Origin of the sequence: Corallococcus sp. NCSPR001 (assembly GCF_017309135.1) — a bacterium.
Taxonomy (GTDB): Bacteria; Myxococcota; Myxococcia; order Myxococcales; family Myxococcaceae; genus Corallococcus.
Map to the genome: position 1 here is coordinate 8,301,066 of NZ_JAFIMS010000002.1, position 12,421 is coordinate 8,313,486.

Consider the following 12,421-nt stretch of genomic DNA (forward strand, 5'->3'; position numbering starts at 1 on the left):
GAGGCGGAAGCCATCAGACTCCCGCGAGGCGTCACGACGGCTCCTCCGGCAGTCCGTCCCGCTGCAACTCCAGCAGGTACAGGCGCAGGTATGCCTGGGCGCGGCTGACGCGCTTGTACGAGTTCACCACGCTGATGTTCAAACGGCGTGCGCATTCCTCGTGATCCTCCACGTCCTCGTGGTGATACAGCTCCCATGCGGATGCCTCCTTTGGATGCTCCTGCTGGAGCCTGGCGTAGGCGGCCCAGTACAACTCCTGCGCCTCGGCGCGCTCCTCGCGACGCCGTGCGCCCTCCACCGCCCGGGCCACCTCGGACGGGGTCTCTTCCATGACGTCGTCGGGCGACACCGGCGCGGGCGCCAGTTCCTCCCGGTGCCGCCGGTAGAAGTCGATGGCGACGTGCTTGACGATGCGCAGGAAGAACGTCTTGGGAGACGCGCTCCTGCCCGGCATCTGCTCGGACACGCCCCGGAACTGATCCAGGCCCCGGTCGAGGAACTTCCCCACCGCGTCCTGGAAGAGCTCGTCGGCGTCCGCCGGAGAGCCCCGTCCGTAGCTGCCCTGAATCCTGCCGATGACGTAACGGGCCGGGCGCGCCCATCGCGCGCACAAGGCCCCCAACGGAGTCCCGACGGCCTCGCCCGAGGCGCGCCGCCGGGTCACCTCCGCGAACAATTCCTCATCCGTGAGCTGCTCGTACACCGGAAGACCCTGGAGGCTGTCCCGGGAGGTCCTCGTCCCGGGAGGTTGGGTTACGGGGATGTGGCGCGGCAAATTAACACGTTGCATCCGCGAACAGCCTCCGACTGGTTACAGGGCCCTGGACGCCCGCGCCCAGCATTTCCTGACGCGCTTTCTTCAAGGGCCGCGCATGACGCGGTGGGTCTTCTCCAAAGAGGGGCGCGCCGGCCCGTAAGGCCCCGGAAAAAGGCCCTGAATTGGCGCCGTCAGGATTGCGGCCGGCCTGGCGTCCAGGGGCGCATCGCTTTCGAGCGCCCGGCCGAAGAGGCCCTACACGCCGTGGTTCGACTCCACCCCTCCGCTCGCAAGGCGGGGGGCCCGCCGGCGGTCCGGCACTGAACTCTGGATTCAGCCTTCCGGCTTCCTCACTCGGGCGCTCACTTTTTCCCTCCCCACTCCAGGCAGCCCTCCCGGGCATGCCTCTGTCCCGAAAGGGGGACGACCGCCATGACCGCTCGCACCCAGACGACCCTTCCGGAGACGCAGCGAGGACCCGCCGAGCGGCTGCTCGACGTGATGCTCGGTGGCTCCGCCCACCTGTGGCACCACCGGCCCGGCCTGGACGTGAACGGCACCTGGGTGGCCGCCGCCAACGCGGACGCCAAGGCGCGTGCTCACGGCCGCAAGGTGGCGCCGGGCCTGTTCGTGCCCGCCGCGGTGAAGCTGTACGGCCAGTTGCTGGAGCTCTACCGCCTCAACCCGATGCTGATGGCGCACTTCGCGTCGTACGCGCTGACGCAGACGGACTGGCGCGACCTGAAGGTAGCCACCTGCGCGCTGATGCTGGTGCAGGAGCACGCGGGCCAGCCCGTGCGTGACGGCCAGGGCACCATCGCCTTCCACGACGACGACTACCGCGCCATTGGCGAGGCCATGGTGCTGCACTACGTGCGCCGCTCCACGCGGATGCTCACGCCCAAGGCCGTGCTGCGCGTGGCGGAGCTGCTGGAGACGCCGGAGATCGCGCGCCTCAACCGCGCCGCGGGCTTCGGAGACCCGGCGTCGCGCAAGCCGCCGCTGGGCCGCTGGAAGCGCGTGGCCCAGAAGTGGCTGGCCGCGCGCGAGGCGAACCTGCCCATGCTCCAGGGCCTGGTGAAGGCGGGCTACAAGGAGACGCTGAAGAAGCTGGCGCGCAAGGCCGGCTACAAGCCCCAGTCGCAGGGCTTCTTCGAGGTGCTCGGCTGGAAGCAGAAGCAGGCGGACGGCGGCCACCGGCAGGTGGGGTTGCAGGGGCTCACGCTGGTGAAGCGCGAGCGCTTCGACGGCCTCTCCGAGGCGGAGATCTGCGAGTGGATTGAACTGGAGCGGCTCTCCTACAAGGAGGTCGTGGGCCGGCTGCCGAAGGACGTGGGCCTCACGCCCGCCATCCTGGCCACGCTGCTGCCGTCGTTGTCGGACCGCGACCTGCGGCTGATGACGCCCACGCTGGAGGAGCTGGGCCTGTTGCAGGAGCCGTCCGTGAAGGCGCGCTGGGAGCGGGCGGTGGCGAGCGCCACGGATCAACGCTCGCTGAACATCGCGAAGAACGTCCGGAGCGAGCACGTGCGCCGCAAGCTGGAGGAGGCGAGCGACAACGCGGTGAAGAAGGCGGTGGCGGAGGCGACGGCGGAGACGGACGTGCGGGTGATGTTCCTCATCGACAAGTCGGGGTCCATGGAGGGCGCCATCGAGCAGTCCAAGGAGGCGCTGTCGCGCATCCTCGCGGGCTTCCCGATGGACAAGCTGCACGTGGCGGCGTTCGACACCATGGGCACGGTGCTCCAGCCCAAGGCGGCGAACCGCACGGCGGTGCAGCACATGCTGTCCGGACTGAAGGCGTCCGGCGGCACGGTGCACGCGGCCGGCGTCCACGCGCTGCACCGCTCCGGGGTGCGCATCCCGGCGGAGGCGAAGCTGGTGGTGATGGTGGTGGGTGACGAGGCGGGCGAGGCAGGCGACCAGTTCGCCCGGGCCTTCCACGCGTGTGGCTACAGCGTGGCGGCCATGGCGCTGCTGGTGAGCGTGGCGGGGGCGCGCGGCAACACGGTGCGCTCGGGGGCGAAGCAGCTGGGCGTGCCCTTCAGTGAAGTGAGCGTGGGGCAGTTCGCGGACCCCTACCAGGTGCCGCGCGTGCTCCAGGCGCTGATGGACGCTCCGCGCGAGGCGGGGGCCAGCCAGTCCGGCTGGGTGGACCGGGTGATGAGCACGCCGCTGTTGAAGGTGGCGTGAAGAAGGAGGCAGGGGCGTGGACTACCGGAAGCTGCTCGGGAAGGTGGAGTCGGCGGTGCTGCCGTATTTCGGCGGCGGGACCGTGGACGCGCCTTCACGCCGCCTGCGCGTCACCTGGCCCGTCGCCCCGGGCTGGTGGCGTTTCGAGGTGAAGGGCCGCGAGGCCACCGCTCGAGAGCCGGCGTCTCCGGAAGGCATGGAGGCGCTGCCGCGCGTGCGGGGCCATGTCTGGGGGGCGCGGCTGGTGCGCGAGGGCGCGGTGGCGGAGCCGCTGGCGCTGATGCCGGAGGAGGAGCCGCCGCGCCTGTCGCCGGTGACGGCGCGCCGGTGGCATGACGGCACGCTGCTCTTCGAGGGCGTGGAGTTCGAGGGCGAAGCGGAGGAGACGGCGCGCCGCGCGCTGGAGGACGACCGTCCCCTGGGGGACGCGCGAGGCGTGAGTGCATCACTGCGCGCGGCGTTCGGCTTCGCGGTGCTGGAGACGGTGTCGCGAGGCACGGGCATTCCGTTCGCCCCCGCGGAGGCCCGCGCGCGGGTGCTCGACGTGGCGCGCGAGGGACGCGTGGAGGCGGAGCGCTGCCTGCGCCTGCTGGCGGAGGAGCGCGCGCGCTTCATCCGGATGCAGGCGGAGCAGGAGGCCCGTCACGAAGCGGTGGCCCGTGCGCGGGTGCATGAGCCCGGCACGCCGGAGGTCTGGCGGGACGCGGACGGCCGCGAAATCGGGTGGGCATTGCCAGGGCGTGAGCGCGAACGCGGGGAAACCCTTCAGGGAGAAGCGGCCCGTACGCGGATGCGCCCGGAACGCTGGCGCTCGGAGTCGGACATCGGCACGCGGGTGGAGCGCGCGCTGGACAAGGCCGGCGCGCGGCTGCTGGGCCACCGCCGGCTGGAGGACGGCCTGCTCGAGGTCGTCTACACGTTCATGGGTGAGCGCTTCGTCACGGTGGTGGATGCCGCGACGCTGCGCGTGCGCGACGCGGGCGTGTGCCTGGCGGGCGCGGATAGCAGGGTCACGCTGGAGAGCCTGCCGTCGGTGCTCAAGGAAGCCATCGACACGGACGCGCTGGTCATCACCCGGCACGCCTGAAACCCGCGTGTCCGACCGGGCCCGTCCCCCGCGTCGGTACGGGCCATTCGGGAGGAAGAACTTCATGTCGACGACGCGCGAGGTGTGCCTGCTCATCGGGCCAGAGGACCAGGTGTTGTGGGGCGATTCCTTCGACGACCCCCTGGCGCTGCCGGACTCCCGCCCCCGGTGGGAAGCCATCTGGAGCCTGCGGGACACGCTGGTGGAGATCACCCACAGCCACCCGGAGGGCCCGCTGGGCTTCTCCCAGGAGGACGAAACGACCATGGCCGCGCTCGAAGCCGCGCTGGGCCGGCCGCTGAGATTCTCCGTGGTGGCCCCCGACGGCATGGTGGTCCGCATCGGCGGCGAGGACGTGCTGGTGCGCGACGAGCCCGCGTGGGCCGCGCCACTGCGCATCGCCTCGGGGCTCCTGTATGGGCGGCCCCGTCCCGGGCCCACCATCCTCCAGGAGGACGGCCTGCTCCTGGAGCGGGCCCACCGCAAACCGTGAGTCGCTGCTTTCAGCCCGGCAGCAGGATGATGCGGGCAATCTCCGGCGGCGCGGCGACGCGCATGGGCGGCCCCACGAAGCCGCACCCGCGGCTGACGTAGAGGTGCGAGCCGCCCAGCTGGCTCAGGCCCGCGTTCTGCTCGCCCCAGATGAGCTGGCCCAGCACGTTGCCCGGGAACATCTGCCCGCCGTGCGTGTGCCCTGAAATCTGGAGCCCCACGCCGCGCTGGGCCACCACGTCGAAGTTGGAGGGCTGGTGCGCCAGCAGCACCGACGCGCGGTCCGGCCTCAAGCCCTTCAGCGCCGCGTCCAGGTCATACCCGGCCTCACCGAAGCGGCTCGCGCTCCAGTCGTCCACGCCGATGAGGTCGAAGGACGCGCCCGCGTCCCCAATGGACACGGCGCGGTTGCGCAGCACGGTGATGCCCAACCCGCGGACGAACTCCGTCCACGCCTCCACGCCGGAGTAGTAGTCGTGGTTGCCGGTGACGAAGTACGCGCCGTGCCGGGCCTTGAGCGCGCCGAACCCGCCCACGTAGCGCCCCAGCTCCGGCACCGTGCCGTCCACCAGGTCGCCCGTCACCGCGATGAGGTCCGGCTTGAGCGCGTTGGCGCGCGCCACCAGCTCATCCACGAAGCGGCGCTGCAACACCCCGCCAATGTGGATGTCGGTGAGCTGCACCAGCGTGAAGCCCTCCAGCGCCTTGGGCAGCCCGGGCAGCCGCACCGGGATGTCGCGCACGTCCGGAGGATGGAACGCGCGCCAGGTGCCAAAGGTGCTCACCGCCGCGCCCGCCACGGTGGCCCCCGTCGCGAGCCCCCGGGCGAGGAAGGCCCGGCGCTCGGGCGACGGCGGCTCCGGAGGCTTGCGCACCCGGGTGAGCGCGCCCCGAACCACGTCCAGCCCCAGGGTGAACATGAGCAGGTAGAGCACCAGCCCCATCCACACCAGCAGGGCGATGCCCGTCCACCACGCCACGTCGGAGGAGAACATCCCTCCGACCATCCGGGCGCCCAGGGAGCCCACCAGCCCCCCGGCGAAGAGCCCCATCCCCGCGCGGCGAAGCCCCCTGTTCGGCGTCACGTCGCGAACCAGCCGGCGGTACAGGTAGACGTGCGCCAGCGCGAGCAGCGCGGTGACTGGCACGAGGAACAACGCCATCCGGAGCCATGGGGGCATGAGGGGCCGTGTCTACCCGCGCAGGAGCTTGTCCACGAGCGCCACGTACTGCTGCTTCGCGGCGTCCTTCGCCAGCCCCTTACGGCCGGCCCACGCGTCGTACTTCGCGCGCCCCTTGATATCGAGCATGCCGGGGCGCTTGCCCTGCACGTCCCCTTCCGTGCCCTGCTTGTAGAGCGAGTACAGCTCCAGCAGCGCGTCGTTCGAGGGAGCCTTGGACAGCGTCTTCACCCGGCTCTGTGCGGCGCTGAAGTCATCATCGAGGGCCATGCGCGGTCTCCGGCAAGCGTGTGCCGGAGACCTTAACAGCCGGCCTCACATCGTCGGCAGCCAAAGGTGGCGGATGTCCTCGGGCAGCTGGGCGCTCACGTCCTCCGCCTCACCTTCGCTGATTTGGTGACGGACGGCGTCCATCACGGCGCGCACCACGGGCTCCACGGCGTCCGGATTCAGGGCCAGGTCCTCGCCCACCAGCTTCAGCAGCTCGTCGCGGCCGAACTTCGATGGGCGGGGGTCGGCGTCGTGGCGCTCGCAGCGGTGCAGCAGCTCCGTGAGCCTGCGCGGCAGCTGCGCCTCCAGGTCCGAGGACTCCTCCGCCTGGATGCGTTGCTCCAGGCCGCAGAGCACGGAGACGGCCGCCTGCTGGGCGACGCTTGGAGACATGCCTCCCCGGTCGCAGAGGTGGTCGATGAAGCGGGCATACGTCTGACTGGCCCGCATCGCACTGCGTCGCGCACGCCGCTCCTCGATGGACAGCTCGCGCCGCTCCTCCGCATGCTCCTCTTCCTGGGGTGCGCCGGAGCGGCGCTGCGGATCACGGTCTTCAGCCATGGGGGTCCTCCCTGTCGGTCCCGGTGGGTAACAGGGTGCCCATGCCCGCCCCGGAGGGCACGTCATCGCGGACTGTTGGACTGTCCGCCGGTTGCCTGACTGCTATGCGGCCACGCGCCGGACGTACGTGTCCCAGAGGGCGCCGAAGAAGAAGCCGCCGAAGCGGGCCAGGGCCTCCGCCCGCTGCTTGCCGTCCCGGGCGTTGAGCACACGCAGGGTGGTGAGCTGGCGCGCGAACTCCTCCGCCGTCAGCCGCAGGAAGCCCCGGCCCATGCACGGCGCCTCCGGGCCGTCGCCCCGGTGCAGGGACACGAACAGCGTCGTGGTGTCCTTCCACAGGTCCAGGCCCGGGTCGTCGTAGAGGTCCTTGTAGCCCTCCAGGTAGTACGCCTCGCCGGCCTCGCTGAGCAGGTGCAGCAGGTACTCCATCCGCTGGCCGCCCGGCCGGGCGTGCTCGCGGGTCATCAGGCGCAGCTCGCCGCGCGTCACCACCAGCGGGCGGGACGACAGCACCGGCGCCGTCACCGTGCCCATCAACTTCAAGGGGTGGCGCTCGTCGCGCAGCGTCGCGTCCAGGTCCTCGGCCGTCACGGTGAGCACGAAGCGCAGGGGCGTGGCGTCGTCGCGCTCCGGGTCGCCGGCCTCCAGGTGCGGGGCCTTCACGTCACCGGACAGGAAGCCGTGCATCGTCTCCGTGAAGCGCACGCCCACGGGCCCGGGGGCCTGGGGCGCCGAGGCCTCCGGCAGCGGCGCGTAGTCGATGGTCCACCCGTATCGCCGGGCCATCAGGACGCAGGCGCGCTCGGCGACGGCGGAGATGGTGAGCAGCGGGTTGATGCCCAGCGAGCGCGGCACCACGGAGCCGTCGGACACGTACAGCCCTTCGTGCACCGCGTGGCCGGACCTGCCGGAGAAGACGCGCCCCTCGTGGTCCACCACGCCGTCCTCCGCCCGTTCGGCCATGACACAGCCGCCCAGCGGGTGCGTGCACAGGAGCTCCTTGCCAAAGGCCTCGGACCAGAGCGGGTAGCGCACGAAGGTGCCGCCCAGCGCGGCGGTGGCGCGGCGCAGGCGCTCCTCGATGCGGGTGAGCTGCGGGTCGCGGCCGGCGTCCGGCCAGTGCAGGCGCACGCGGTCGTGCTCCAGCCGCAGCTCGCCCTTGCCCTCGTCGTGCGACATCACCATCAGCGTCTGCGTGTGCTCCACCGCGCCGTGGTCCGGACCGCGCACGAAGCTGTCCGCCTGGCGCAGCCGCTCCTGGACCCAGTCCAGGATGCCCTCGTCGGTGTCCTCGCCCACCAGCGCCGCGGCCCCCGCGAGCGCCGCGGGCATCAGCGACGCGAGCGCGCCGGGGATGGCGCCCTCCTCGATGATCATCCCCTCGTCCAGGCGGGCGGTGTCGCGCTGGTCGATGACGCCCGCGATGCAGGGCCCCACCGGGTCGCGCGTCTCGTGGTCCTGCTCGCCATGGCCCACGCCGTGGACGGGCATGTCCAGGTTGTAGCCGAAGGCCAGCACGTCGCCGTTGCTGCTGAAGCGGTGGCCCAGCTTCGAGGACACGGACAGGCCGAGCTCGCGCGAGCGCAGCAGGATCTCGGCCGTGCCCATGGTGCCGGCCGCCAGGACGACACGGTCCGCGGTGAGCCAGGCGTCGGGCGCGTCGAAGCGCTCGCGGCCGGTGTTGAGCGGGCGGTAGTAGACGCGCCACTTCGCGCCGTCCGGCACCACCGCGCGCACCGACACCTCGGTGAAGATGCGGGCCCCGTGCGCGTGCGCGTCCGGCAGGTAGTTCATCAGCACGGTGTTCTTCGCGCCGGTGTTGCAGCCCGTGGCGCAGTCACCGCACAGCGAGCACCCCGGCTGCCGCACACCCGCGGCGTTGACGCCCGCCTCGAACGTCACCGCCACCGGAGGCCGCGTCAGCCGTCCGCCCAGCTTCTCCGCGGAGATGCCGAACGTCTTGAGCTTCTGCAGCGGCGGGTGGTCCTCCGGGTACGGCAGGGGCCGCAGCATCAGCTCCGCTTGCGTGAAGCCGTCCTCCAGGAGGCCATGCACGTCGGCGCGCAGGGCCTGGGGCCAGCGCGGGTCCTCGAACACGCGAGGGTCGGGCCGCATCGTCACGCCGGCGTTGATGAGCGACGTGCCGCCCAGGCCGCAGCCGTCGATGACGGACACGTCGCCGTTGCGGTGGACCTCGATGAGGCCGGTGGGGCTGCCCACGTCCAGGTCGCCCTGGCCCGGGGCGCAGTGGAGCTGGAACTCGGCCACCGCCTGCGCGGGCGTGCGAGGCATCTCCCCCGGGTGCATCTCCCGGCCGCGCTCCAGCACGCACACCTGCTGCCCCGCGCGCGACAGCCGGCTGGCGGTGATGCCTCCGCCATAGCCCGACCCCACGACGACCACGGAGTAGTGGGATGCCAGCTCACTCAACGGGGATGACAGCCTGCGCATGCTCACCTCGGGCGGCCTGACCGCCGCCATTTCTCGGATGCTGCTTTTATTCCCCACCGGTGACATCCGGGACGGGGGCCGCATGCTGCGCGGTCCAACAGCGCGGATCCACTCCCCGTCCGTCCCCATGCCCTCCGCCTGTCCTTGAGGACAGGGGCCCTTCCGCCCGCCAGGGCAGCAGACAGCCAACCCTTGAGGTCATGCCTGTCGGACAGACGCGAAGGGCGCGCATCCTTGAGGCGAAATCCGCCGGAGCGCCTCAGGGACCTAGAAGAAGCGGCGCACCACCCAGGCGCCCAGGCTCAGCAGCACGGAGATGAGGAGCATGGACGCCAGCGGCGCGTAGATGCGCGTGTTCCCGCTCTCCACGCGGATGTCCCCGGGCAGCCGGCCGAACCAGGAGAAGGCCCCGGCCCACACCAGCAGGCCCACGACGGCGAGCCCCAGGCCCGCCACCACCAGCATCAACCCCTCGGATTTCATCCGGGACTCCCCTCCTCCAGCTCCGCGGCCTCACCGCCCGCGCGGCGGAAGGCGTTCACCAGGCGGTGCGCGTGGCGCGTCGTCTCCGGCTCACGGTAGCGGGGGCTGGCCTTCAACACCCACTCCACGGCGGTGTCCAGGTCCATGCGGTGGCCAGGGGAGACAAACACGGGGCTGACGCCGGTGCGGGTGCGGACCGCCATGCCCACCACCTCGCCCTTGTGGGTGATGGGGGACGTGGCGCCCCGCCGCTCCGCGAGCTTCCCGGGCGTGCCCACCAGCAGCGACTTGGCGCAGCCGATGGAAGGGATGTCGAACAGCAGCCCTCCATGGCAGGCGATGCCCAATCGTCGCGGGTGCGCGGTGCCCTGGCCATCGAAGATGAGCACGTCCGGGCGGACCGTGAGCCGCTCCCAGACGGCGGCCAGCACCGGCAGCTCGCGGAAGGAGAGCAGGCCGGGGACGTACGGGAACGTCAGCGTCGCCGTGGCCACGGCGCGGGCCACCGGCTGGAGCGTCCGTGCGTCGAGCACCACCATGCCGCCATAGCCCGTGTCATTGCCCTTCTCCGTGGAGATGTCCGCGCCCGCCAGGCGGGTGATGCGCAGGCCTGGAGGCGGTTCCAGGATGAGCTGCTCACGCAAGCGCTTCTGCACCGCCACGGCCTCCGTGGGCGTGACGTTCCAGGGGTGCGGTGCTCGTGGTGACTCCATGCGTCTCCTCCCGTGAGCCCAACACTGTGCATCCTCCGGTGGGAAGGTGACGGCCGCTCCCCTTCCTCGCGTCCAGGAGGCGACGGACAGGGCCCGGGTTGTCAGGAAGCACCGGGGGGCGTCGTCCCGGGCCAGGGTTCTCTTCCCTGGAGGCACGCAGCCATGGCGACGCTCAACATCACCTACGACGGACACTCGGCGGACGTGCCGGTGGAGCTGGAGCGGCACATCAGCGACGCGGACGTGCGCCGCATCGCGGTGGAGTTGGTGCGCTCGGGCGGAGTGCCGGGCCTGCACCGCTTCCATCTGGGGGACGAGGCCTTCCAGCACTACGTCGTGGACCGCTTCCGGGGCGCGCACGGCGAGGAGCGCATCTACCTGCGTCCGAAGGTGCCCTTCGGGGCGTGCTGAGGGCGGCCACCATGCGCATCGTCTTCTGTGGCGTGGGGGCCATCGGGTCCGCGGCGGCGCTGCTGTGCCGCAACCTGGACGCGACGCGGGTGTTCATCGACTTCGACCGCGTGGAGTCGAAGAACCTGCTGTCACAGGCCTACGTGAAGCCGTCCGTCGGCAAGAACAAGGCGGAGGCGCTGAAGCTCCAGTTGCACAACCTGCACGGTGTGAAGGCGGAAGCCTTTGGCGTGCGCCTCACGCGCGACAACGTGGAGGCGCTGTGCAAGGGGGCGGACCTGCTGGTGGACGCCTTCGACAACCAGGACAGCCGCCAGTTGCTCAGCGACCACGCCCGGAAGACGGGCACGCCGCTGGTGCACGGAGCCGTATCCGCGGACGGCACGTTCGGCCTGGTGCGCTGGGATGAACGCTTCACGCCCGACGCCGAGGACACCCAGGGCCAGGCCACCTGCGAGGGCGGCGAGCACCTGCCCCTCCTGGGCCTGCTGGCCGCGACGCTCGCGAGGGCGGTGCAGGACTTCCTAAAGCACGGCGTGAAGCGGGACGCGTTCGTGAGCCTGAACGCCGTCACCCCGGTCGCGGGTCAGGGCTGAGCCGCCACGGTCAGCCCGCCCGCGCCAGGGCCTCGCGCTCCTGGTCGAAGCGCACGAGCGCCTGGATGATGTCCTCCTTGGAGTCCGTGAGGAGCAGGTGCCGCGCGTACTCCTGTCCCCGGGCCAGGTGCTCCAGCAGCGGGTACACGGGCCGCGTCTGCGTCCAGAACTCGCGCCCCAGGAAGAGCATGGGGCTGATGACGCCCACGGTGTTGTAGTGGTTCTGGCAGGCGTCCTGGAAGATCTCCTGCACGGTGCCCGCGCTGCCGGGTGAATAGACGACGCCACCTCGGGCGATGGTGAGCAGGCCCTCCTCGCGCACGCTGTTGGCGAAGTACTTCGCGATGCGCGTGGCGAAGGGGTTGGGCGGCTCGTGGCCATAGAGCCAGGTGGGGATGCCCAGGCTGTCGCCCATCGCCTTCGCGTCGAGCAGGGGCCACATGGCGCGCACCTCGAAGGCACGCGCGAGCCAGTCCCGGTCCTTGTAGGACGGAGCCCGCGCCAGCACCGCGAGCGCCGCGTCCAGGTCCTCATCCGGCCGCGCCGCGAACCACGCGCCCAGGTGCGTGGCCTCCATGGCGCCCGGGCCGCCACCGCTCACCAGGAAGAAGCCCAGGCGCGCCAGCGAACGGGCCAGCTCCGCCACGGAGCGGTAGGCCTCCTGGCCCCGCAGCATGGAGTGGCCTCCCATGATGGCCACCACCCGGCGGGGCTTGCCCTGGTCGAGAAGCGCCTCCTCCAGCGCGTCGCTGATGGCGTGGTCGTGAAGCCGCTGCGCCAGGGTCTCCAGGATGGAGGGAGGGTGGGCCCCACCGCGCGAGTTCCAGTGCGCGTAGATGCGCGCATCCAGCGTGTCCGCGTAGGTGTCCGGGCGGGTCGGATCGAAGCCCGCGTACAGCTCCTCCGGCGTGTAGAGGCTGCCGCGGTACGGGCAGTACGGCAGCCCGGAGAACGGCGGGAACACCATGGCGCCCCGCGCGAGGACCTGCTGCAGGGTCGCGGGCTCCAGGACACAGCCCAGGAAGACGGTGCCGGTGAGGTCCGCCTTCAACAGCGCGTCGCTCCACGCGCGCAGGTCCAGCCCCTGGAGGATGACGTTGGCGAGGCCGCGGCCTTCGCGAAGGTGCTGCTCGAATGCGGCCAGGGTCTCGAGTTCCGTCATCCGCGCGATCCTACACGCGGGTGAGTGGTTCGCGGGCCGCCCCCTGGCCGCTGAGAGCGGCTTC

The 12,421-nt window shown here is 71.4% G+C and carries 13 protein-coding genes; 5 read left to right on the plus strand and 8 right to left on the minus strand.

From position 1 onward, the window contains the following. Positions 1-31 precede the first annotated feature (31 nt). Positions 32-703, minus strand: a complete 672-nt coding sequence (locus JYJ93_RS35315) for an RNA polymerase sigma factor (RefSeq protein WP_206798943.1) — start codon at positions 701-703, stop codon at positions 32-34. Positions 704-1,189: 486 nt separating this feature from the next. On the opposite strand from JYJ93_RS35315, the gene JYJ93_RS35320 reads away from it, so the two are divergent. The 3 genes from JYJ93_RS35320 (at position 1,190) to JYJ93_RS35330 (ending at position 4,530) form a co-directional block, all read left to right on the plus strand. Continuing rightward, complete coding sequence (locus tag JYJ93_RS35320; protein ID WP_206798944.1) at positions 1,190-2,950, plus strand: VWA domain-containing protein; 1,761 nt, start codon at positions 1,190-1,192, stop codon at positions 2,948-2,950. 16 nt (positions 2,951-2,966) lie between these two features. After that, positions 2,967-4,037, plus strand: coding sequence for a hypothetical protein (locus JYJ93_RS35325; RefSeq protein ID WP_206798945.1), 1,071 nt, complete (start codon positions 2,967-2,969; stop codon positions 4,035-4,037). Between the two features lie 64 nt (positions 4,038-4,101). Next, a complete protein-coding gene (locus tag JYJ93_RS35330) occupies positions 4,102-4,530 on the plus strand; it encodes a hypothetical protein (RefSeq protein WP_206798950.1) in 429 nt (142 codons plus the stop codon). Between the two features lie 10 nt (positions 4,531-4,540). Here the strand turns inward: JYJ93_RS35330 and JYJ93_RS35335 are convergent, their stop codons facing one another. The 6 genes from JYJ93_RS35335 to nfi form a co-directional block, all read right to left on the minus strand. Next, complete coding sequence (locus JYJ93_RS35335; RefSeq protein ID WP_206798952.1) at positions 4,541-5,710, minus strand: metallophosphoesterase; 1,170 nt, start codon at positions 5,708-5,710, stop codon at positions 4,541-4,543. A 12-nt stretch (positions 5,711-5,722) separates the two neighbouring features. Next, positions 5,723-5,980, minus strand: coding sequence for an acyl-CoA-binding protein (locus tag JYJ93_RS35340; protein WP_206798954.1), 258 nt, complete (start codon positions 5,978-5,980; stop codon positions 5,723-5,725). A 45-nt stretch (positions 5,981-6,025) separates the two neighbouring features. After that, entirely contained in the window at positions 6,026-6,541 is a 516-nt protein-coding gene (locus JYJ93_RS35345; protein ID WP_206798955.1) for a DUF2267 domain-containing protein, read from the minus strand. 102 nt (positions 6,542-6,643) lie between these two features. Beyond that, positions 6,644-8,992: a GMC family oxidoreductase N-terminal domain-containing protein gene (locus JYJ93_RS35350; RefSeq protein ID WP_206798957.1), complete on the minus strand. Its 2,349-nt coding sequence runs from the start codon at positions 8,990-8,992 to the stop codon at positions 6,644-6,646. 267 nt (positions 8,993-9,259) lie between these two features. Next, positions 9,260-9,475: a DUF2905 domain-containing protein gene (locus tag JYJ93_RS35355; protein WP_206798959.1), complete on the minus strand. Its 216-nt coding sequence runs from the start codon at positions 9,473-9,475 to the stop codon at positions 9,260-9,262. Beyond that, positions 9,472-10,188: a deoxyribonuclease V gene (nfi, locus tag JYJ93_RS35360; RefSeq protein ID WP_206798961.1), complete on the minus strand. Its 717-nt coding sequence runs from the start codon at positions 10,186-10,188 to the stop codon at positions 9,472-9,474. The genes JYJ93_RS35355 and nfi overlap by 4 nt, the downstream gene beginning before the upstream one ends. 162 nt (positions 10,189-10,350) lie before the next feature. On the opposite strand from nfi, the gene JYJ93_RS35365 reads away from it, so the two are divergent. Both JYJ93_RS35365 and JYJ93_RS35370 read left to right on the plus strand, forming a co-directional pair. Beyond that, positions 10,351-10,599, plus strand: a complete 249-nt coding sequence (locus tag JYJ93_RS35365) for a hypothetical protein (protein ID WP_206798963.1) — start codon at positions 10,351-10,353, stop codon at positions 10,597-10,599. An 11-nt stretch (positions 10,600-10,610) separates the two neighbouring features. Next, a complete protein-coding gene (locus JYJ93_RS35370; RefSeq protein WP_206798971.1) occupies positions 10,611-11,195 on the plus strand; it encodes a ThiF family adenylyltransferase in 585 nt (194 codons plus the stop codon). Positions 11,196-11,205: 10 nt separating this feature from the next. Here the strand turns inward: JYJ93_RS35370 and JYJ93_RS35375 are convergent, their stop codons facing one another. Further along, on the minus strand, positions 11,206-12,357 hold the full coding sequence (locus tag JYJ93_RS35375) for a hypothetical protein (RefSeq protein ID WP_206798972.1): 1,152 nt from the start codon (positions 12,355-12,357) through the stop codon (positions 11,206-11,208). Positions 12,358-12,421: the final 64 nt, after the last annotated feature.